Source organism: Streptomyces cyaneochromogenes (assembly GCF_003963535.1).
Taxonomy (GTDB): Bacteria; Actinomycetota; Actinomycetes; order Streptomycetales; family Streptomycetaceae; genus Streptomyces; species Streptomyces shaanxiensis.
Map to the genome: position 1 here is coordinate 7,300,040 of NZ_CP034539.1, position 21,562 is coordinate 7,321,601.

Consider the following 21,562-nt stretch of genomic DNA (forward strand, 5'->3'; position numbering starts at 1 on the left):
ACCGCATCGGGGCCGGGGTCGGTCCGTGTCCTGTCTCAGGCGCGGTCGACCTCGGCCCGCAGTGCGTTGTACTGCGCGAACGCGGTCTCGACCTCGGCGCGGGTCAGGCCGTAGCGAGCCAGATCGTAGCGGTGCGGGCGGGTGCCCTTCGGGCGGGCCACGGCCCCGGCGAGCCGGGCCGCCTCGGCGTCGCCCCAGCGGGCGCCGACCGCGGCGTAGAGCTTGGGGGCGCCCGTGGCGGGCTCGGCGGCGAGCCAGGAGTACGGGGCGTCCACCAGTGCCTCCCGGGGCAGGGCGGCACGGGCCCGCAGGCCGCGTTCCATCGCACGGCTCAGCAGTGCGAACCAGGTCGCCCCGATGCCGTGCAGGTCCAGGGGGCGGGTGCTGACGGTCATGCCGTGCTCGATCAGGCTGCAGAACGAGGCCACGGCGGTGACCGGGTCGCGGTGACACCACACGATCGTGGCGTCCGGGAACACCCTGTGCAGGGCGTCCAGGTTGCCCAGGTGCAGGGGCGACTTGAGGATCCAGCGGCGGCGCGGACGGCCGTACTGGAGGACCTGGAAGACCTGTTTCAGATACCGGTAGTCCTCGACGAAGTCGCGCTCGCGGTACCACGCCACGTACTCGGGGATCAGGGCCTGCGACAGCGGCATCAGCGCGTGCGGCAGGGCGAAGGTGCACTCCTCCGGGCCCTCCGCGGCCATCGGGTGGATGTCGCGGAAGCGCGGCGCGAACAGGTTGGTGCCCTGGACCATACGGCGGCCCGCCGTGACCCTCTTGCGGCGCTTGCGTGGCGGCAACTCCAGGTCGGGTGCGAGCAGTTCCCACAGCAGAGGGCTGCGGTGCTCCCGGGACAGCGACAGTACGGCGTGGGTGACCGTCGTCGCGGTGCGCGGCAGGCCCACCACGAACACCGGCTTGTCGATGGGCTCCCGCTCGATCTCCGGGTGCTCGGCGATCAGCCCCCGCACCCGCGCCCGGTTGGCGAGATGCCTGCGGACGAAGGCCTGCGCCGACTGCCAGCCCACCGGCGTGAGGTTCTCGGCCTTCGCCCACCAGCCCAGCAGCGACCGGAAGTCGTCGACGAACCGCCCATCCCCCTTCGCCTCTCCCGCTTCCACGGCGATCCGGTCGAAGACACGGTCGGGGCTGCGGCGGGAGCCGAAGGCCGGCCGCAGCAGCTGGTCGGCCAGGGCGAGGGTGAGGGGAGGGGTGGACACGGAGGGACCCTATCGCGCTCAACTGGCGTGCAGTGTAGGTAAGTTGGACATGCTTGAGGGCGGCCGGAAGACCTCCATCGTCCGGCCGCCCTCTTCGACACGGCTACTCCGCTACAGGCAGCCGCGCCCCGTCCCGCAGGAACAGCGGGATCCGGTCCAGCGGGGCGTCGACCGTCACGGTCGCACCGCCCTCGTACGTCTCACCCGTCCACGCGTCCGTCCAGCGCGCGCCCGCCGGGAGATACGTCGTCCACGTCGTCGCGCCCGCCGTCAGTACCGGCGCGACCAGCAGGTCACGGCCGAGCAGGTAGGCGTCGTCGACCGACCAGGCGGCCCGGTCCTCGGGGAACTCCAGGAACAGTGGCCGCATCACCGGCAGGCCCTCCTCGTGGGCCTCGCGCATGACGTCGAGGACGTACGGCTTGAGGCGCTCGCGCAGCCGCAGGTACTTCTCCAGGATCGCGCCGGCCTCCTCGCCGTACGACCACACCTCGTTCGGGCCGCCGGTCATCGCCGGGCCGAGCGGCATGCCCGGGTCGCGGAAGCCGTGCAGGCGCATCAGCGGGGACAGGGCGCCGAACTGGAACCAGCGGACCATCACCTCGCGGTACGCCTCGTCGTCCGGGTCGCCGCCGTGGAAGCCGCCGATGTCCGTGTTCCACCAGGGGATGCCGGACAGCGCGGTGTTGAGGCCGGCCGCTATCTGGCGGCGCAGGGTCGGGAAGTCGGTGCCGATGTCGCCGGACCACAGGGCGGCGCCGTAGCGCTGGCTGCCGGCCCAGGCCGAGCGGTTCAACGTCACCACCTCGGTCTCGCCGGCGGCGTGCAGGCCCTCGTAGAACGTGCGGGAGTTCTCGGCCGGGTAGCTGTTGCCGACCTCCAGGCCGGGGCCCGTCCAGTAGCGCAGGTTCTCCTGGAAGCCGGGCTTCAGCTCCGGCTCGCAGGCGTCCAGCCAGAAGGCCGTGATGCCGTACGGGTCGAGGTAGTTCTGCTTGACCTTCGACCACACGAACTGCCGGGCGTCCGGGTTGGTGGCGTCGTAGAACGCCACCTGGACCGTGGAGGCCACCTCCTTGTCGGGCCAGTCGGCGTGCGCCATCGGGCCGTACTGGGTGCCGATGAAGTAGCCGCGCTGCTCCATGACCGGGTGGTTCTCCGAGAGCGGGGAGACCGACGGCCAGACGGACACGACGAGCTTGATGCCGAGCTCGTCCAGCTCACGCACCATCGCCGCCGGGTCCGGCCACTCCTTCGGGTCGAACTTCCACTCGCCGAGGTGCGTCCAGTGGAAGAAGTCGCAGACGATGGCGGAGATGGGCAGGCCCCGGCGCTTGTACTCCCGTGCCACGGCGAGGAGTTCGTCCTGCGTGCGGTAGCGCAGCTTGCACTGCCAGAAGCCCGCCGCCCACTCGGGCAGCATCGGCGTACGGCCCGTCACCGCGCTGTAGCGGCGCTGGCCGTCGGCCGGGGTGCCCGCGGTGATCCAGTAGTCGATCTGCCGGGCCGAGTCGGCTACCCAGCGCGTCCCGTTGCCGGCCAGCTCCACGCGGCCGATCGCCGGGTTGTTCCACAGCAGGGTGTAGCCGCGGCTGGAGGACACGACCGGGATGCCGACCTCGGCGTTGCGCTGGACCAGGTCGAGGACCAGGCCCTTCTGGTCGAACCGGCCGTGCTGGTGCTGGCCGAGGCCGTACAGCTTCTCGTCGTCGTACGCGGCGAAGCGCTGCTCCAGGCGGTGGTGGCCGTTGCCGACCGCGGTGTAGAGGCGCGGGCCCGGCCACCAGAAATGGGCGCGCTCCTCGGCGAGCACCTCCGTGCCGTCCTCGGTGCGCAGGAAGCGGATCAGGCCTTCGGCGTCGACCTGGACGGTCAGCGCGCCGACGGTCAGCACGCCCAGTCCGTCCTCGATCTTGACGGTCGACTCGGTCGCCGGGGCGGAGTCCAGCAGCGCCCCGGGGAGCCCGTCGAGGACCGGGCCGCCGAGCCGGGTCCGCACCCGGACCGCGTCCGGACCCCACGGCTCGACGCGCACGGTCTCCTGACGGCCGCTCCACTCCAGCGCGCCGTCCCGCTCACGGAACGTGCCGACGGTCGGGGACGACTGCGCGAGGCTGACCGTGCCCGGCAGGGACGGCTGTGTTTCGGCAGGCTGATTCACGGGGGCGCTCCTGAAGAGGGCGGCTGGGTGAGGAAGGCGACAGCGGTGCGGCCAGGGGGCGCCCGGAAGGGCACGGCGGGTGAGGTGGGTCAGTGCGTGGCGGACGGCGCCGGGCCCGTGCTCGTCCGCACCGTCAACTCGGGTGCGATCAGCAGGACTTCGTCGCTCCCGCGCCCGTCGAGCTTGGCGACCAGCTGCTCCACGGCATGCCGGCCCATCTCCTGCGCGGGGATGGAGACGGACGTCAGCCGCACCGACGCCTGGGTGGCCACCTGGTCGGGGCAGATACCGACCACCGACACGTCCTCGGGCACGGCACGACCCTGCTGGCGCAGCAGGGCGAGCAGTGGCTCGACCGCCGACTCGTTCTGCACGACGAACCCGGTGGTGCTCGGGCGCTCGTCGAGGATGCGGGCGAGGGTCACGGCCATCGCGTCGTACCCGCCCTCGCACGGCCGGTGCAGCAGCCGCATCCCCAACTCCTGGGAACGCGCCCGCAGTCCGTCGAGGGTGCGCTCGGCGAAACCGGTGTGCCGTTCGTAGACGGCCGGGGCCTCGCCTATGACAGCGATGTCGCGGTGCCCGAGCATCGCCAGATGCTCCACGCACAGCGCGCCGGTCGCCTTGAAGTCGAGGTCGACGCAGGTCAGCCCGGTGGTGTCGGCGGGCAGGCCGATCAGTACGGACGGCTGATCGGTGCCGCGCAGCAGCGGCAGCCGCTCGTCGTCCAGCTGGACGTCCATCAGGATCATCGCGTCGGCGAGCCCGCTGCCGGTGACCCGGCGTACGGCGTCGGGGCCCTCCTCGCCGGTCAGCAGCAGGACGTCGTAGCCGTGGGTGCGGGCCGTGGTGGCCACCGCGATGGCGATCTCCATCATCACCGGCACGTACATGTCGGTGCGCAGCGGGATCATCAGCGCGATGATGTTCGACCTGCTGCTGGCCAGGGCGCGGGCACCCGCGTTCGGGTGGTAGCCCAGCTCGCGGATGCTCTGCTCCACCCGCTGCCGGGTGGCCCCGGAGATGGACCGCTTGCCGCTGAGGACATAGCTCACCGTGCTCGCCGAGACTCCGGCGTGCTGGGCGACCTCGGCGAGGGTGACCATCCAGCTCTCCAAGCTTTGCGAAGCGCTTCGACAGTGCGCGCTACGTACAGGGGCGTGTGTGAGGGTGGTTCGACACTAGCTCTGGCGCGCGCGGGTGTCCATAGGTTGTCGAAGCGCTTCGACAGCTTTTCTCGTACGAGACTGTCGGCGCGGTGGGCGCAACCTCCCGGCGGGCCGGCGGCCACGGGGAGGTCGTACCGGAACCGTCCCCCGGAAGGACCCCCCGATGCAACACCGCCGACCGTGCCTGTCCAAGAAGCGCAAGACCCTCGACCTGGACGACTTCACCCAGGCACTCGTCCGGCGCAACCTGCTGAGCGACGACACGTACGTCTCCGCATCGAGTCCGGCACCGAGGTCTTCAAGGGCACGGGGCGACTGGACACCAAGGCGTACTCCGTCAACATCGGCTGAACAGGCGCGCGTGGGGTGGTGGGGGCGCCCGGAATCGGGTACATACGATCGGGTAGCACCCGTCGGTAACCAAACGGCCCAAGATCCCGATTCGCGGCGAGGTGAGCCTCATGTCCGCAGCACCCACGAAGCCTACTGTCACTGAGCGTGAGGCACGCCAGGTGGCGGAGGCGGCCCGGCAGCAGGAGTGGCGCAAGCCCAGCTTCGCCAAGGAACTGTTCCTCGGCCGCTTCCGCCTCGACCTCATCCACCCCCACCCGATGCCGACCGACGAGGCGGCCCAGCGCGGCGAGGAGTTCCTCGCCAAACTGCGCGACTTCGTCGAGACGAAGGTCGACGGCGCCCTCATCGAACGCGAGTCCCGGATCCCCGACGACGTGATCGACGGGCTCAAGGAACTCGGCGCCTTCGGCATGAAGATCGACACCAAGTACGGCGGGCTCGGCCTCGGCCAGGTCTACTACAACAAGGCCCTCGCCCTGGCCGGCTCGGCGTCCCCCGCGATCGGCGTGCTGCTGTCGGCCCATCAGTCGATCGGCGTACCGCAGCCGCTCAAGCTGTTCGGCACCCCCGAGCAGAAGGAACGGTTCCTGCCGCGCTGCGCCCGCACCGACATCAGCGCCTTCCTGCTGACCGAGCCGGACGTCGGCTCGGACCCGGCGCGCCTGGCCACCTCCGCCGTACCGGACGGGGACGACTACGTCCTCGACGGGGTCAAGCTGTGGACGACCAACGGCGTCGTCGCCGACCTCCTGGTCGTCATGGCACGCGTCCCCAAGTCCGAGGACCACAAGGGCGGCATCACGGCCTTCGTCGTCGAGACCAACTCGCCCGGCATCACGGTCGAGAACCGCAACGCCTTCATGGGCCTGCGCGGCATCGAGAACGGCGTCACCCGCTTCCACCAGGTCCGCGTCCCCGCCGCCAACCGCATCGGCCCCGAGGGCGCCGGCCTGAAGATCGCGCTGACCACGCTGAACACCGGGCGGCTCTCCCTGCCCGCGTCCTGCGTCGCCGCCGGCAAGTGGTGCCTGAAGATCGCCCGCGAGTGGTCGGCGGCGCGCGAGCAGTGGGGCAAGCCGCTCGCCCACCACGAGGCCGTCGGCTCGAAGATCTCCTTCATCGCGGCCACCACCTTCGCCCTGGAGGCCGTCACCGACCTCGCCTCGCAGATGGCCGACGAGGACCGCAACGACATCCGCATCGAAGGCGCCCTCGCCAAGCTGTACGCCTCCGAGATGGCCTGGCTCATCGCCGACGAACTCGTCCAGATCCGCGGCGGCCGCGGCTTCGAGACGGCCGACTCGCTCCGGGCGCGCGGCGAGCGCGGCGTCCCCGCCGAGCAGATCCTGCGCGACCTGCGCATCAACCGCATCTTCGAGGGCTCGACGGAGATCATGCATCTCCTCATCGCCCGCGAGGCCGTCGACGCCCACCTGTCGGTCGCCGGCGACCTCATCGACCCCGACAAGTCCCTCCAGGACAAGGCGAAGGCGGGCGCGAACGCCGGCGTCTTCTACGCCAAGTGGCTGCCGAAGCTGGTCGCGGGACAGGGTCAACTGCCCTACTCGTACGGCGAGTTCAAGCGCGGCGTCGACCTCTCCCCGCACCTGCGCTACGTCGAACGCACCTCCCGCAAGCTCGCCCGCTCCACCTTCTACGGCATGTCCCGCTGGCAGGGCCGCATGGAGACCAAGCAGGGCTTCCTGGGCCGTGTCGTCGACATCGGCGCGGAGCTGTTCGCCATGAGCGCGGCCTGTGTGCGCGCCGAGCACCTGCGCGCCCAGGGCGAGCACGGCCGTGAGGCGTACCAGCTCGCCGACGCCTTCTGCCGGCAGTCCCGGCTGCGGATCGAGGAGCTCTTCGGCCGGCTGTGGTCCAACACCGACGACCTCGACCGCAAGGTCGTCAAGGGCGTGATGGCGGGCACGTACGAGTGGCTGGAGCAGGGCATCGTCGACCCGTCGGACGACGGCGGCGTGTGGATCGCCGACGCGACGCCGGGCCCGAGCGAACGGGAGAACGTGCACCGGCCGATCCGCTGAGGTGACGGGACCGAAGGGGGACCGGGCTGAGCCCGGTCCCCTTTTCCCTGCCCTTTTCCCGCTTTCCCCGCCCGGTCCTCACGGCCGAGCGGGGCAAGGCCGGCACCGTAAACCACAGGCCGGTCACCGCGGAGCTGGTGAACAACGGCCACACCGCCTGGAGAACGAGGTGAACGTCACTCCGGAGCAGGTCGCCGCCTGCAAAGAGCTCTTCCCGGTGGGCAACAGGCCGGTGCAGGAGCGCAACGACCGTGAGGTCGACCACGTCGGCAACTGACACAACCGACATGCCGGGCCGCCTCCCGCGGGGGGAGAGGGGACACACGTCCGGGGAGGGTCGGACGTGTGTCCCCGGACGCGAGCGCGACCCGACACAATGGGGGCCATGAGCGACAGTCCAGCCCCTCTCGCCGACCCGCATCTCGTCTACGACCCCGTGGCGGGCGACGGCCCCAAGGACGTGGTGATCCTCGGCTCCACCGGGTCGATCGGCACCCAGGCGATCGACCTCGTGCTGCGCAACCCCGACCGGTTCCGGGTCACCGCCCTCTCCGCCAACGGCGGCCGGGTCGCCCTCCTCGCCGAGCAGGCGTACCGGCTGAGGGCGCGGACCGTCGCGGTCGCCCGCGAGGACGTCGTACCGGCGCTGCGCGAAGCCCTCCAGGCCCAGTACGGCACGGGGGAGCCGCTCCCCGAGATCCTCGCCGGCCCGGACGCGGCCACGCAGGTCGCCGCCTCCGACTGCCACACCGTCCTCAACGGCATCACCGGCTCCATCGGCCTCGCCCCGACCCTCGCCGCCCTGGAGGCGGGCCGCACTCTCGCGCTCGCCAACAAGGAGTCCCTGATCGTCGGCGGCCCCCTGGTCAAGGCGCTCGCCAAGCCCGGGCAGATCATCCCGGTCGACTCCGAACACGCCGCCCTGTTCCAGGCGCTGGCGTCCGGCTCACGCGCCGACGTACGCAAACTCGTGGTCACGGCGTCCGGCGGCCCCTTCCGCGGCCGTACGAAGGCCGAGCTGGCGAACGTGACCGTCGAGGACGCCCTCGCCCACCCCACCTGGGCGATGGGCCCGGTCATCACGATCAACTCCGCGACCCTCGTCAACAAGGGTCTGGAGGTCATCGAGGCGCACCTGCTCTACGACATTTCCTTCGACCGCATTGAGGTCGTCGTACATCCCCAGTCGTATGTTCACTCGATGGTTGAGTTCACGGACGGATCCACGATCGCCCAGGCGACGCCCCCCGACATGCGCGGGCCGATCGCCATCGGCCTCGGCTGGCCGGAGCGCGTCCCCGACGCCGCGCCCACCTTCGACTGGAGCAAGGCGTCGACCTGGGAGTTCTTCCCGCTCGACAACGACGCGTTCCCGTCGGTGAACCTCGCGCGCCACGTGGGCGGGCTCGCGGGCACGGCACCCGCGGTGTTCAATGCGGCCAACGAGGAGTGCGTGGAGGCCTTCCGGGCCGGCGCGCTGCCGTTCAACGGGATCATGGAGACCGTGACGCGGGTGGTGGAGGAGCACGGCGCCCCGAGTGCGGGAACTTCTCTCACCGTCGCGGACGTCCTCGAAGCGGAGACCTGGGCGCGCAGGCGGGCCCGGGAACTGGCGGCACACACGGCGGAGGCCCGTGCATGACGACCCTGATGTTCATCCTCGGCATAGTGCTGTTCGCGGTCGGGCTGCTCTTCTCGATCGCATGGCACGAGCTGGGCCACCTGTCCACGGCCAAGCTGTTCGGCATCCGAGTGCCGCAGTACATGGTCGGCTTCGGCCCGACCCTCTGGTCGCGGAAGAAGGGCGACACCGAGTACGGCATCAAGGCGATCCCGTTCGGCGGCTACATCCGCATGATCGGCATGTTCCCGCCGGGCCCGGACGGCCGCCTGGAGGCACGCTCCACGTCCCCGTGGCGCGGCATGATCGAGGACGCCCGCTCGGCCGCCTTCGAGGAGCTCAAGCCGGGCGACGAGACCCGCCTCTTCTACACGCGCAAGCCGTGGAAGCGGGTCATCGTGATGTTCGCGGGCCCGTTCATGAACCTGGTCCTCGCCTTCGGCCTGTTCCTCACCGTGCTGATGGGCTTCGGCATCCAGCAGCAGACCACCACCGTGAGCTCGGTCTCCCCGTGCGTCATCGCCCAGACCGAGAAACGCGACGAGTGCAAGGCGTCCGACCCCGAGTCCCCGGCCGCGGCCGCGGGCATGAAGGCCGGCGACAAGATCGTCTCCTTCGCCGGGGTCCGGACCGACGACTGGAACACCCTCTCCGACCTCATCCGCGACAGCGCCGGAAAAGAGGTGCCGATCGTCGTCGACCGCAAGGGCGAGCAGGTCACCCTGGAGGCGAAGATCGCCACCAATCGCGTCGTGAAGAAGGACGCGAGCGGGGCGTATGTCGAGGGCGAGTACATCAAGGCCGGCTTCCTCGGCTTCAGCGCGGCCACCGGCGTCGTCAAACAGGACTTCGGGGACTCCGTGTCCTGGATGACCGACCGGGTCGGCGACGCCGTCGACTCCCTGGTGGCCCTGCCCTCCAAGATCCCCGCCCTGTGGGACGCGGCCTTCGGGGACGGCCCCCGTGAGCCGGACTCCCCGATGGGCATCGTCGGCGCGGCGAGGGTGAGCGGCGAGATCGCGACGCTCGACATCCCCGCCTCACAACAGCTGGCCACCTTCGTGTTCCTGCTGGCCGGCTTCAACCTCTCCCTGTTCCTCTTCAACATGCTCCCGCTGCTGCCGCTCGACGGCGGCCATATCGCGGGCGCCCTGTGGGAGTCGCTGCGCCGCAACACGGCGAAGGTGCTGCGCCGCCCGGACCCGGGCCCCTTCGATGTGGCGAAGCTGATGCCGGTGGCGTACGTGGTCGCCAGCGTCTTCATCTGCTTCACCCTGCTGGTGCTGGTCGCGGATCTCGTTAACCCGGTCAGAATCTCCTAGTCACACGGCGTTCGAGGCGGCCCGGGATCCTATGTCCCGGGCCGCCTTCCATTGAGTGGGTTTACAGGGCGTGATGTGCTGGGGTGAACGCCCGTGCCGTAATCTCGAAGCCTGGAGCCCGCTGCTGACGGGACCGGACCTTGATCCACGACTTGGGGTTGCACAGCAGATGACTGCGATTTCTCTCGGCATGCCGTCCGTTCCGACCAGGGTTGCCGAGCGCCGCCGGAGCCGGCAGATCCAGGTCGGCTCCGTGGCGGTCGGCGGGGACGCCCCGGTCTCGGTCCAGTCGATGACGACGACCCGTACGTCGGACATCGGCGCCACGCTCCAGCAGATCGCCGAGCTCACCGCCTCCGGCTGCCAGATCGTGCGCGTTGCCTGCCCGACGCAGGACGACGCCGACGCCCTCGCGACGATCGCCCGCAAGTCCCAGATCCCGGTGATCGCGGACATCCACTTCCAGCCGAAGTACGTCTTCGCGGCCATCGAGGCCGGCTGCGCCGCGGTCCGCGTCAACCCCGGCAACATCAAGCAGTTCGACGACAAGGTCAAGGAGATCGCGCGGGCCGCCAAGGACCACGGCACGCCGATCCGCATCGGCGTCAACGCCGGCTCGCTCGACCGACGCCTGCTGCAGAAGTACGGCAAGGCGACGCCCGAGGCCCTGGTCGAGTCGGCCCTGTGGGAAGCCTCCCTCTTCGAGGAGCACGACTTCCGGGACATCAAGATCTCGGTCAAGCACAACGACCCGGTCATCATGATCGAGGCATACAAGCAGCTCGCCGCCCAGTGCGACTACCCCCTGCACCTCGGTGTGACGGAGGCGGGCCCGGCGTTCCAGGGCACGATCAAGAGCGCGGTCGCCTTCGGTGCCCTCCTCTCGCAGGGCATCGGCGACACGATCCGCGTCTCGCTCTCCGCGCCTCCCGCCGAGGAGGTCAAGGTCGGTATCCAGATCCTGGAGTCCCTGAACCTCAAGCAGCGCGGCCTGGAGATCGTCTCCTGCCCGTCCTGCGGCCGCGCCCAGGTCGACGTCTACAAGCTGGCCGAAGAGGTCACCGCCGGCCTCACCGGCATGGAGGTCCCCCTCCGCGTCGCCGTCATGGGCTGCGTCGTCAACGGCCCCGGCGAGGCCCGCGAGGCCGACCTCGGCGTCGCCTCCGGCAACGGCAAGGGCCAGATCTTCGTCAAGGGCGAGGTCATCAAGACCGTCCCCGAGTCCAAGATCGTCGAGACCCTCATCGAGGAGGCCATGAAGCTGGCCGAGCAGATGGAGGCGGACGGGGTGGAGTCGGGCGAGCCGTCGGTTGCGGTGGCGGGCTGACGGGGCCGGTGTTCTGCCGAGGGCCGCTTCCCGGCGCCGGTCCAGGCAGTCCCAGCCCGTCCGGCGCTTGAGGACGAGGCCCTTTCGGGGCTGAAGCGGGGGTCTGGGGGCGGTATCCCCCAGGGGCGGGACCGCAGCAGACGGTCCCTCCTCAACGGTCGCCGACCTCCACGGGCAGCGTCGCTCAGCTTCCACAGGTACAGTGCGGAGACCTGCAGTTCCCCGGAGGGCCCCCGCACGTGTTGACCCAGACCACCTCACGGGTGCTCGATCCGAGTGACCTGGACGCCGCGCTCGCCGTCCTCGACCGCGAGCCGGTCGCGAACGCCTTCGTGACGTCCCGCGTCCAGATCGCCGGCCTCGACCCGTGGCGCCTCGGCGGCGAGATGTGGGGCTGGTACGAGGGCGGCATGCTGACGTCCCTGTGCTACGCGGGCGCCAACCTCGTCCCGATCTGCGCGACCCCGCGAGCGGTACGGGCCTTCGCCGACCGGGCCCGGCGCGCGGGCCGCCGCTGCTCCTCCATCGTCGGCCCCGCCGAATCCACCGGCCAGCTGTGGCGCCTGCTGGAACCCGGCTGGGGTCCGGCCCGCGAGGTCCGCGCCCACCAGCCGCTCATGATCACTGACCGCATGCCGACCGACATCACCCCGGATCCGTACGTCCGCCGCATCCGCAAGGACGAGATGGAAACGATCATGCCGGCCTGTGTGGCGATGTTCACCGAGGAGGTCGGCGTATCGCCGCTGGCCGGCGACGGCGGCCTCCTCTACCAGGCCCGGGTCGCCGAACTCGTCGGCTCCGGCCGCTCCTTCGCCCGCCTCGACCAGAACGGCAAGGTCGTCTTCAAGGCGGAGATCGGGGCGGCGACGGACCGGGCCTGCCAGATCCAGGGGGTGTGGGTGGCCCCCGAGTACCGGGGCCAGGGCTTGGCGGCCCCCGGCATGGCGGCGGTCCTGCGCTACGCCCTCGCCGACGTCGCCCCGGTGGTCAGCCTGTACGTGAACGACTTCAACACGGCGGCGAGGCGGACGTATCAGCGGGTGGGCTTCCAAGAGGTGGGCGCGTTCATGAGCGTCCTGTTCTGATCTTGTTCCCTTCCAAAGGCGGCGGGGCAGTGCCCTCAGGGGCGCGGGTCTGTATCGATACGCGGCTCCGCCGCGTGGGCGCGACCAAGCCCCCACCGCCCGCAGCGGACGGACAACCCGAAGTCCCCGGCGCAAACCACTGAAGTGCACCGGTACGCTCCCCACATGCGTCTACCCGGTCACGGACACCGCCGCCACCCCGACGACATCGTGATCGGCCCACTGGACCTCTCAGCCCGCGTGGACGAGGCCCTGGCAGTCCAAGCCGTGGCCTTCGGCCTGGGCCCCGACGAGGTTGCCGTACGCCGCCAGATCGTCCTGCGCCACGTGACCTACCCAGGAGCAAGGGCCCTCGGCGCCACCGCCGGAGGCAACCTCGTGGGGTTCGTCTACGGCATGCCCAACGACCGCACCCACTGGTGGTCCACCGTCGTGGAGCCCTACCTCCGGGCCCAGGGCCACGACGCCTGGCTCGACGACTCCTTCGTCATCACGGAACTCCACGTTCACCCCCGTTACCAGAACCGCGGCGTCGGCCGTTCCCTGATCACCACGATCACGGACGGCGCCACCGAACCCCGCTCGATCCTCTCGGCGATCGACGTCGACAGCCCGGCCCGCGGCCTCTACCACTCCCTCGGCTACACGGACCTCGCCCGCCAGGTCCTCTTCCCCAGCGCCCCGAAGCCGTACGCCGTCATGGGCGCCCCCCTCCCGCTCCGCCGCCGCTAACCGATTTCCACCGCCCCCTGCCCCCCGGCTAACCTCCTGCCATAACCCAAACCAGCAGGAGTACGAGAACCATGGCGAACGCACCGGTCCAGCGCATGTCCCAGTTGATGGCGAAGACGCTGCGCGACGACCCGGCGGACGCCGAGGTACTCAGCCACAAGCTGCTCGTCCGGGCCGGCTACGTCCGCCGCACGGCGGCCGGTATCTGGTCGTGGCTGCCCCTCGGCAAGCGGGTCCTCGCCAACGTGGAGCGCATCGTCCGCGAGGAGATGGACGCCATCGGCGCCCAGGAGGTGCTGCTCCCCGCGCTGCTGCCGCGTGAGCCGTACGACGCCACGGGCCGTTGGGACGAGTACGGCCAGGAGCTGTTCCGCCTCAAGGACCGCAAGGGCGGCGACTACCTGCTCGGCCCGACCCACGAGGAGATCTTCACCCTGCTGGTGAAGGACCAGGCGTCCTCCTACAAGGACCTGCCGGTCATCCTCTACCAGATCCAGCACAAGTACCGCGACGAGGCCCGCCCGCGGGCCGGCATCCTGCGCGGCCGTGAGTTCCTGATGAAGGACTCCTACTCCTTCGACACCGAGGACGAGGGCCTGGCCCAGTCCTACGCCCTGCACCGCCAGGCCTACCAGCGCGTCTTCGAGCGCCTCGGCCTCGACTACCGCATCTGCGCCGCCACCGCAGGCGCGATGGGCGGCTCCAAGTCGGAGGAGTTCCTCGCCCCGGCCGGCGCCGGCGAGGACACCTTCGCGGACTGCCCGAACTGCGACTTCGCGGCCAACACCGAGGCGATCACGTACGAGCTGAAGCCGGTGGACGCCGACGGCGCGGCCGCGCTCGAGGAGATCCCCACCCCGGACACCCCGACCATCGAGACCCTCGCCGCCCACCTCGGCGTCCCGGCCTCCGCCACCCTGAAGAACCTCCTGGTGAAGGTCGACGGCGAGATCGTCGCCGTCGGCGTCCCCGGCGACCGCGAGGTCGACATGGACAAGGTCGAGGCCCACTTCGCCCCGGCCGTCGTCGAGATGGTCACCGAGGCGGACTTCGCGGGCCGCCCCGACCTGGTGCGCGGCTACGTCGGTCCGCAGGGTCTGGGCGAGAAGGTGAAGTACGTCGCCGACCCGCGCGTGGCTCCCGGGACGGCCTGGATCACCGGCGCCAACAAGGAAGGCACGCACGCCAAGAACGTCGTCGCGGGCCGTGACTTCGAGGTCGACGCGTACGTCGACGTCGTGGTCGTCCAGGAGGGCGACCCCTGCCCGAACTGCGGCACCGGCCTCAAGCTGGACCGTGCCATCGAGATCGGCCACATCTTCCAGCTGGGCCGCAAGTACGCGGACGCGCTGAAGCTCGACGTCCTCGGCCAGAACGGCAAGCCGGTCCGCGTCACCATGGGCTCCTACGGCATCGGCGTCTCCCGCGCCGTCGCCGCCCTCGCCGAGCAGACCGCCGACGACAAGGGCCTGTGCTGGCCCGCCGAGGTCGCCCCGGCCGACGTGCACGTGGTCGCCGCGGGCAAGGCGCTGCAGACCGAACTCGCCCTGGACGTCTCCGAGAAGCTGGCCACGGCCGGCCTGCGCGTCCTGTGCGACGACCGGGCGGGCGTCTCGCCGGGCGTGAAGTTCACCGACTCCGAGCTGATCGGCGTCCCGCAGATCCTGGTGGCCGGGCGGCGCGCGGCCGAGGGCGTCGTCGAGCTCAAGGACCGCAGGACCGGTGAGCGCGAGGAGCTGACGGTGGACGAGGCGATCGCCCGCCTGACGGCGTGAGCGAAGGCGTGCAGGAGCCCCTCGGAAGGCACCGCGGCTGCGGTCCCAAGAGGGGCTCCCGGCTGGTCAAGAGGGGCTCCCCGCTGGTCGGAAGAGAGGCTCCCGGCTGGTCGACGGAGCAGGCCGCCGGGGCCGCCCGGACGGGCTGACGCGGGCTCAGCCCGCCTCCGCCGTGAGGAAGCAGGGCAGGAGTTCGTACGGAAGCTCCACGCGCATACCGCAGAAGCAGCGCATCGGCCCCCCTCGTGACACTGGGGCGCCGAGGTCGATCATCAGGATGTCCCGTACTTCCTGGAGTGCGTCACGTGCCGGGGCGCTTCTGGCGACGCGGATACTGACCTCGTCCGGGTCCCAGATCGCGATTCTCGCCAGATCGTCCGTCATGACGATGTGGATGCACACAGCTGTCTCCCCAGGGATGCACTACGGCATGGAGTGATCCGCTCCGGGAGGTCAGCGGCTGACTGATGGTACCGACGGCGGTCGCGGCCGTGCGGACTTTCGTCATATTCCTCCGTCGCACCGACCACGTCCGTCACACGCGACGGACGCCGACGTCCCGGCCCGCGGGGCGGCCTGCCGCCGCCGACCTCACACGATGCGGCTGACCTGCAGCATCGCCTCGGCGTCCTTGAGCAGTGCGCGCTGACGTGCCTCCGGCAATTGCCGGTACAGCTTCAGCAGCCGGGCCTCGCGCTCGTCCCCATTGGGGCCCGGCACGGGGCGGCCCACCGCCTCGAAGAACTCCCTCGGCGTCGTCCGCACGCCCCAGCGCCGGAACACCTCGACCATGGCCCGCAGCTTCTCCGGATCGATGCGCGAGGTGCCGCGCGTCCGGTTCACCCAGGCGTTCAGCGTCGGGTAGGAGATGCCGGCCTCCGCGGCCAGGTCCTTCTGGGTCCTGTCCGGGGCCTGAGCCAGAAGTCGTTCGAGCAGAGCCGCCAGGTCCTCGTCCCGGGGAGAAGGTTGCTCCTGGCCGGTGTCCGGGTCTCCTGGGCGGCTCTGGTGGTTCGTCACGCATCCGAGGATCGGTCATCGATATCTACAAGCGCAAGTAGATCGCAGATCGGCCCGGTGCGGGCTACGGGGCAGGCGGCCCTCACGCCCTGTGGACCGGTTGACACGATATGCATCTACGTGAAGACTGTAGATGGCTCCGGATGTGGATCGCGGCCCCTGGCGTGGGTCGCTGACGTTCGTCTCGCGAATCTACATCTACATGAATATTGAAGATGCGACGGGGCGAGAAGTCTCCGCTCCGCACCTCGAAACGACACGACGGGAGAACCGACCGTGCCCTTAACGGACGACGTCACCATGGCCCCGGACGGCCCGGAACCCGAACTGGTCGCCCGAGCCCGCACGGGCGACCGTGGGGCGTTCGCCGCCCTGTACCACGAGCACTACCGCCTCGTGTACAGCTTTCTTCTCGTGCGCACACGCAACAGACACCTGGCGGAGGACCTGACCCAGGAGGCGTTCACCCGAGCCCTGCGGCGTATCGACGCCTTCACCTGGCAGGGCACGGCCTTCGCCGCCTGGCTGACCACCATCGCCAAGAACCTCTACCTCGATGAACTCGCCCACGGCCGCACCAGGCTGGAGACCCCGGTCGCCGAGTTCGACGACCCCCCGGAGTCCTGGCGGGACACGGAGGCGCTCGCCCTGCGCGAACTGGAGGCCGTCGAGGCGCACGAGACGGTCCGCACCGCCCTGCACACCCTCAACGCCCATCAGCGGCACTGCGTGGAACTGCGCTTCCTCGACGAACTGACGGCGCAGGAGACCGCCCTGGCGATGGGCCGGAGCGTCGGCGCGGTCAAGACCCTGACCTACCGCGCACTGCGGAAGCTGCGCCGGCCGACCGGGGCGGTGTCCGCGTGAACAGCAACCTCCCGCACGCCGTCGGCGTGATCAGCGCGGTACTGGAGACCGTCCGGTCCGAACAGGCGACCGCCGTCGCGCACGCACTCGACCTGGCCCGCCTCCTCGTCGACCCCGAGCGCTCCTTCGGCGCGGTGCTGCACCGGACGGCGCCGGACGGCGGCTGGTCCCGGGCCCCGCGCCCGGTCACCGACCTGGAGCGGCAGGCGCTGGCCTGGGACGCCTCCTGTGACCGGGCGCGGTCCGTCGCGCGCGTCATCGAGCGCCGCCTGACCGGGCACCCGGGGCCTTCCGGCGTCCGCGTCGACGGTGACCGTGTGCGGGTCGTGCTCCGCGTGGAGGGTCCCGCCCAATGGGCCCGCTGGCGTGCGTACTTCGGCATCGCGGTGGTCGGGGAGGGCACCCGCCCCCACACGGCGATCGGGGAGGGGGAACACAGCGGCGTCCGGGTGACGGTGGTCGCCCACGGGGCCACCGCGGCACCTGCGAGTACCTCTACCGGACAGGTGCCGCGTCCTTTCCGGCTCGGCGGCGCCACGTACGACCTGGCGCTTCCGCAGCGCGACGCGCACGGGGACGTGTGGTACTTCCAGGGCTGCCGGAAGCACGACGGCATGCCCCTGATGTCCCTGGTCGGCCGGCCCGAGCGGTGCTCGCTCGCCAATGTGGCGGCTCATCTGGGGCCGCTGTCCCCGGTGCGGACAGGCACGCCGGTGGGCGGCACGACCGGGCCGGTCGGATGAGCCGCGGTGGCCCGGTCCGACGAACCCGTGCCGACGCAGGGGCGGACGGGGGTTCGCGGGTCTGGGAGGCGAGAGCGGCCTGCCGGCAACGGGACGCGGACCTCTGGTTCTCGCGCCGGTCCTGGGCCGCGGCTGTCGAGATCTGCGCGTCCTGCCCCGTGCTCGATCCCTGTCGGGCCGCCGTGCTGCAACGGGAGAAGGGCCTTCCCCGGTGCCGTCGCCAGGGCGTCATCGCCGGGCTGACCGGCCCCCAGCGCCATGCACTGGAGCGCAGCGCGAACCGGCAGACGGAGCAGCGGCCGGCGCCCGAGCGGCGTCGGCAGGCCGGGCCGCCCGCAGATCCCGCCGCGGCGCGCGAACCCGGCGGACCTCCGCGACGGCAGCCCGCCCCCTGCGGAACCCGGGCGGCCTACCAACGCCATCTGAGCCGAGGCGAACCCGTCGACGAGGCATGCCGTGCCGCCAACGCCCGTGGCGCCGGCCGCTACCGCCGCACCGGCTCCACTCGCGATCAGCGCGATCAGGGCGATCAACAAAGTCAACAGAGTCAACGCGGTCAATGAGACCAACGAGACCAACGAGACCAACGAGAGCCAGAAGGAGGACGCCCGGACCCGCGACCCGGCCCGTAACGCGGCCGGGCCACGCCCCGGCGACCACAACTGACCCCGTCCACCGCCACCGGAGTACCCCATGCCCTCGCCCCCGTCGGACCGCTCGCCCGACGAGCCCGGGGCCGGCAGCCCCCGGACCCCGGGCCCTCCTGACCGGACCCTCGGGCCGCCGGCCGAGCCACCTCACCGCCTCGCGCTGGACCTGGATGACTGCCGGCAGGAGCGCGACCGCTGGCAGCGGCACGCCGACTCCTACGAGCGGGAACTGACCCGCGCCCTGCTCGAACGCGCACACCTCCTTGCGTGGCTGGCGGTGCTGCACCCGTCGAGCGCCGTCCTCACCCCCGTCACCGACAGCGACGGCCCCGGCGGCAGCCACCTGTTGCGCCTCGAAGCCGGAGGACAGCAGCTGTCCTGGCGGCTGGCACCCGCCGACCTCCCGCTGTTCACGCACGTCCCCTGCACGGAGCCCGCCACCGCGCCTCCACGAGGAGACGGTCAGGCACCTCTGGACCAGGCGGCTCACCTCCGCAGGCACATCCACCTGCTGGCCATGGAGGGGATCTTGTTCACCGCGCCGGCCGAGAAGCGGCCTGCGCCGGTGCGGCCCGTTCGGCCCGTGCGGCCCGGCGACCACTGAAGGCCCCGAGGGCCGCGGCGGGAACCCCACGAGACTCCGGCCGGCAGGCTCGGGAGGCACGTCGGCCGGACCCACCACGCCCCCCTGCAGGCACCCATGGCAGGGGGGCGTGGGCCGGTCCACGGCACGCGCCGCTGTCCGCGACCCGGTGCCGACCCGCCGCCCCTACAGCCAGCCCGCGAACTCCAGCAACAACTCCGCGTCCTTCGGCCGCCCCACCCGAAGCGCCCGCACCCCTGACTCCACGGCCCGGAACAACGTCCAGCCGCGCAGCCGCTCCTGGTCCACGTCCAGCGACTCCGCAAGCCGCTTCACCCGGCGCCGAGTCGTCGCCGCCCCCGACGGCGAGGCGATCAGATCCTCCACCCGATCCCGCACCAACCGGGCCAGATCGAACGCACACTCACCGACCACCGGATCCGGCCCCACCGCCAACCACGGCATCCGCTCCCCGGCCAGCACCTTGCTCTGCCGAAACGTCCCGTGCAGCAACCGCCGCTCGGGCGGCGCGGTCAGCAACTCCGTACGCGCGGCGAGAGCGGCATCCACGAGCGCCGATACCCCCGCATCGCCCGACGCGGTCGCCCGCATCGCCTCGGCCTGCCGGCCCGTCCGCTCGGCGACGGTCTCGAAGCGGTGCTCGCCGGGCGGCTCGACCCACAGCCGCCGCAACGTCCCCGCCGCCTCCAGCAACGCCTTCGCCTCGGGCAAGGACCGCACCGACACATCCGGGTGAAGCCGCTCCAGCAACAGCACACCCTCGACAGGGGGCTCGTCGAGCAGTTGTACGGCGCCCGCCCCACCCCAGTGCGCCAGCGCCGCCCGTTCGCTCTCCGGGCGGGCCCGGGGCGGGGCCAGCTTCAGCACGGCCGGGGTCCCGTCGGGGCGCCGCACCAGCACCACCAGGCTGCTGCGCCCGCCCGGCATCTGCACCCGCTCAACGGTCAACTCGCGTAGCGCGACGGCCTGGCGGGCCGCCTCCGGCAGCTTCTCCAACCAGTCGTCACCGTCCGGTGCCGTCTCACCGAGCGCCCTGACCAGACGCTGCGGCGGTTCGAAAGCCATGCGCGAGTGGTTCCCTTCCCGTACTGCCCGTACGTGTTCTGCGGCTCGCGTCACGCGCTGGGCGCCGCCGATGCCGAGGTGGTGCCCGACCGCTCGGCGAGCCCAGGGAAGGCTACGCTCTCGCCCCGCCAGCGCACCGCCCGCACCGCCGCCTCCCGCAACGCCTCGGCCGCCGTGCCCCGCAACTCACCCCCGGCTGCCCGCACCAGGTCCGAATACACCCCGGCCACCCGGTCCTCCAGTTCGGCGGCGAGGGCTACGGCAGCGGCCGAGTCCGGCACCGGGAACGGCAGCGCGTACGCCGCGCTCGCGGCCGCCGGCTCGGCGCCCAGGTCGCGTACCTCGCGCGCCAGCGCGTCCCGCCGCGCCCGGTGCGCGTCGTAGGCCGCGCGTGCTTCCGAGCGCTGCCCTTCCTGAATGCGACCGCCGACGACCCCGTATCCGTACACGGCGGCGTGCTCGGCGGCGAGCGCCGCCTGGAGAGCCTTCACCCGCTGCTTCTTGCCCGTCTCGCTCACTTGGCCCCCTCCGTCAGCAGATACGCGTGCGCGGCCCCGGCCGCCGCCACCGAGGCCAGCAGCCGCGCCAGTTCGCCCGGCACGTCGAGGAGCGCCTTCGCCCGCCGGTCCGCCAGCGCACGCTCGGCCGCGGCGAGTTCGGCGAGGGCGTCCTTCTCGTTCGCCGGCACGGCGGCCGACGGGGAGGCCGACGGCGACGCCTTCCCGTCCCGCGGCGCCCCGGACGTCGTGGAAGAGCCCGCGGACGGCCCGGAGGTTCCGGCCGTCCCGGAGGATCCGCCGCCGAACGCCTCCGCATGCCGTACGGCCTCCGCCCGCAACGGCCCCACCAGCCCCGCCAGCACCGGATGGGCGGCGAGCAGCGCGTCGTACCGCTCGACCATGCCCTCGCTCTCCCGGGCCGCACGCGCGCGTGCCCGCTCGGTGAGCGACGGGCTGCCGCTCGTGGCGCCGTCCGAGTCCTCGGACCCGGAGGAGCAGCCCACCAGCAGGGCGGCCCCGGCGGCCGAGACGAGCAGGGTCCTTCTGCGCGGTCCCGAGGGGGAGCGCGGCGGCGAGGGGTACGGCACGGCAGACGTCCTCGGGGAACTCGTACGAAAGCAGTTACGGAAGCAGTTGCGCAATCAACGGGCCGCTGGCCCGTGATCACGGTACCCGCGCAATCGGACGGCACCACTCATCGGCGCCGTTCGCGTGCAGGTGGACGGCAACACACCCTGCGACCCGATACCCTTTGACCAGACACGCGACCCATCCCACAACAGCACACGCGGCCGAGGAGTCACCCGGATGAGCACCACCCAGAGCGAGAGGCTGCGAGAACTTCTGGAACCGCTCGTCAGCTCCCAGGGTCTGGATCTCGAAGAGATCGCCGTGGACTCCGTCGGACGCAAGCGAGTGCTGCGCGTCGTCGTCGACTCCGACACCGGGGCGGACCTGGACAAGGTCGCCGATGTGAGCCGTGTGCTCTCGGCGAAGCTCGACGAGACGGACGCGATGGGCGAGGGCGAGTACACCCTCGAGGTCGGCACCCCGGGCGCGGAACGCCTCCTCAAGGAGCACCGGCACTACGTGCGCGCCGTCGACCGGCTGGTGAAGTTCCAGCTGGCCGAGGGCGGCGAGCTGGTGGCCCGAATCATGAAGGTCGACGACGAAGGCCTCGACCTCGAAGTGCCCGGAGTGAAGGGCCGCAAGGCCACCAGCCGCAGACTCGGCTTCCCGGAGATCGACAAGGCGCGCGTGCAGGTCGAGTTCAGCCGCAAGGACAAGAAGGAAGAGGAGGCGTAG

The 21,562-nt window shown here is 71.3% G+C and carries 20 protein-coding genes and 1 pseudogene; 13 read left to right on the top strand and 8 right to left on the bottom strand.

Features of this window, described 5'->3' with window-relative positions; all coding sequences use genetic code 11:
* Nucleotides 1-35: 35 nt before the first annotated feature.
* The 3 genes from EJ357_RS33390 to EJ357_RS33400 all read right to left on the bottom strand — a co-directional run bounded on the left by EJ357_RS33390 (nt 36) and on the right by EJ357_RS33400 (nt 4,487).
* On the bottom strand, nt 36-1,223 hold the full coding sequence (locus EJ357_RS33390; protein WP_126395426.1) for a sulfotransferase family protein: 1,188 nt from the start codon (nt 1,221-1,223) through the stop codon (nt 36-38).
* A 103-nt stretch (nt 1,224-1,326) separates the two neighbouring features.
* Nucleotides 1,327-3,381 carry a glycoside hydrolase family 31 protein gene (locus EJ357_RS33395; protein WP_126395427.1) on the bottom strand — a complete coding sequence of 685 codons (2,055 nt, stop codon included), beginning with the start codon at nt 3,379-3,381 and terminating at the stop codon, nt 1,327-1,329.
* A gap of 89 nt (nt 3,382-3,470) precedes the next feature.
* A complete protein-coding gene (locus EJ357_RS33400) occupies nt 3,471-4,487 on the bottom strand; it encodes a LacI family DNA-binding transcriptional regulator (RefSeq protein ID WP_126395428.1) in 1,017 nt (338 codons plus the stop codon).
* A gap of 524 nt (nt 4,488-5,011) precedes the next feature.
* On the opposite strand from EJ357_RS33400, the gene EJ357_RS33410 reads away from it, so the two are divergent.
* The 7 genes from EJ357_RS33410 (at nt 5,012) to EJ357_RS33440 (ending at nt 14,811) form a co-directional block, all read left to right on the top strand.
* Nucleotides 5,012-6,946, top strand: coding sequence for an acyl-CoA dehydrogenase family protein (locus EJ357_RS33410; RefSeq protein WP_126395429.1), 1,935 nt, complete (start codon nt 5,012-5,014; stop codon nt 6,944-6,946).
* Nucleotides 6,947-7,331: 385 nt separating this feature from the next.
* Nucleotides 7,332-8,588 (top strand): 1-deoxy-D-xylulose-5-phosphate reductoisomerase, encoded by a 1,257-nt coding sequence (gene dxr / locus EJ357_RS33415; protein ID WP_126395430.1) that lies wholly within the window; start codon nt 7,332-7,334, stop codon nt 8,586-8,588.
* A gap of 8 nt (nt 8,589-8,596) precedes the next feature.
* A complete protein-coding gene (locus tag EJ357_RS33420) occupies nt 8,597-9,889 on the top strand; it encodes a M50 family metallopeptidase (protein WP_175647864.1) in 1,293 nt (430 codons plus the stop codon).
* A 169-nt stretch (nt 9,890-10,058) separates the two neighbouring features.
* Entirely contained in the window at nt 10,059-11,216 is a 1,158-nt protein-coding gene (gene ispG, locus EJ357_RS33425) for a flavodoxin-dependent (E)-4-hydroxy-3-methylbut-2-enyl-diphosphate synthase (protein ID WP_126395432.1), read from the top strand.
* Nucleotides 11,217-11,455: 239 nt separating this feature from the next.
* Complete coding sequence (locus tag EJ357_RS33430; RefSeq protein ID WP_126395433.1) at nt 11,456-12,304, top strand: GNAT family N-acetyltransferase; 849 nt, start codon at nt 11,456-11,458, stop codon at nt 12,302-12,304.
* Nucleotides 12,305-12,469: 165 nt separating this feature from the next.
* Entirely contained in the window at nt 12,470-13,036 is a 567-nt protein-coding gene (locus tag EJ357_RS33435; RefSeq protein WP_126395434.1) for a GNAT family N-acetyltransferase, read from the top strand.
* Nucleotides 13,037-13,107: 71 nt separating this feature from the next.
* Entirely contained in the window at nt 13,108-14,811 is a 1,704-nt protein-coding gene (locus tag EJ357_RS33440) for a proline--tRNA ligase (RefSeq protein ID WP_126395435.1), read from the top strand.
* A 156-nt stretch (nt 14,812-14,967) separates the two neighbouring features.
* On the opposite strand, the gene EJ357_RS33445 is transcribed toward EJ357_RS33440, so the two are convergent.
* Nucleotides 14,968-15,195, bottom strand: coding sequence for a hypothetical protein (locus tag EJ357_RS33445; protein WP_228472688.1), 228 nt, complete (start codon nt 15,193-15,195; stop codon nt 14,968-14,970).
* 207 nt (nt 15,196-15,402) lie between these two features.
* Nucleotides 15,403-15,828: a helix-turn-helix domain-containing protein gene (locus EJ357_RS33450; protein ID WP_126395437.1), complete on the bottom strand. Its 426-nt coding sequence runs from the start codon at nt 15,826-15,828 to the stop codon at nt 15,403-15,405.
* 276 nt (nt 15,829-16,104) lie between these two features.
* On the opposite strand from EJ357_RS33450, the gene EJ357_RS33455 reads away from it, so the two are divergent.
* From EJ357_RS33455 to EJ357_RS33470, 5 genes and pseudogenes are all read left to right on the top strand, one after another.
* The gene (locus EJ357_RS33455; protein ID WP_228472689.1) at nt 16,105-16,695 is read left to right on the top strand and encodes an RNA polymerase sigma factor; all 591 of its coding nucleotides are present in this window, start codon (nt 16,105-16,107) and stop codon (nt 16,693-16,695) included.
* On the top strand, nt 16,692-17,438 hold the full coding sequence (locus EJ357_RS33460) for a BN159_2729 family protein (protein WP_175647610.1): 747 nt from the start codon (nt 16,692-16,694) through the stop codon (nt 17,436-17,438). Before EJ357_RS33455 ends, EJ357_RS33460 begins: the two co-directional genes overlap by 4 nt.
* Nucleotides 17,435-17,692 (top strand): annotated as a pseudogene (locus EJ357_RS50790) (WhiB family transcriptional regulator); the annotation flags it as partial. The gene EJ357_RS33460 and the pseudogene EJ357_RS50790, both read left to right, overlap by 4 nt.
* A 202-nt stretch (nt 17,693-17,894) precedes the next feature.
* The gene (locus EJ357_RS49600) at nt 17,895-18,104 is read left to right on the top strand and encodes a hypothetical protein (RefSeq protein ID WP_228472690.1); all 210 of its coding nucleotides are present in this window, start codon (nt 17,895-17,897) and stop codon (nt 18,102-18,104) included.
* 27 nt (nt 18,105-18,131) lie between these two features.
* A complete protein-coding gene (locus tag EJ357_RS33470) occupies nt 18,132-18,692 on the top strand; it encodes a hypothetical protein (RefSeq protein WP_126395439.1) in 561 nt (186 codons plus the stop codon).
* 165 nt (nt 18,693-18,857) lie between these two features.
* Here the strand turns inward: EJ357_RS33470 and EJ357_RS33475 are convergent, their stop codons facing one another.
* From EJ357_RS33475 to EJ357_RS33485, 3 genes are read right to left on the bottom strand one after another with little or no spacing between them, the layout of a single operon-like run.
* On the bottom strand, nt 18,858-19,757 hold the full coding sequence (locus EJ357_RS33475) for an aminoglycoside phosphotransferase family protein (protein WP_126395440.1): 900 nt from the start codon (nt 19,755-19,757) through the stop codon (nt 18,858-18,860).
* A 50-nt stretch (nt 19,758-19,807) separates the two neighbouring features.
* The gene (locus tag EJ357_RS33480; RefSeq protein WP_126395441.1) at nt 19,808-20,275 is read right to left on the bottom strand and encodes a ferritin-like domain-containing protein; all 468 of its coding nucleotides are present in this window, start codon (nt 20,273-20,275) and stop codon (nt 19,808-19,810) included.
* Nucleotides 20,272-20,844, bottom strand: coding sequence for a hypothetical protein (locus tag EJ357_RS33485; RefSeq protein ID WP_126395442.1), 573 nt, complete (start codon nt 20,842-20,844; stop codon nt 20,272-20,274). The genes EJ357_RS33480 and EJ357_RS33485 overlap by 4 nt, the downstream gene beginning before the upstream one ends.
* Before the next feature lie 220 nt (nt 20,845-21,064).
* On the opposite strand from EJ357_RS33485, the gene rimP reads away from it, so the two are divergent.
* On the top strand, nt 21,065-21,562 hold the full coding sequence (rimP, locus tag EJ357_RS33495) for a ribosome maturation factor RimP (RefSeq protein ID WP_126395443.1): 498 nt from the start codon (nt 21,065-21,067) through the stop codon (nt 21,560-21,562).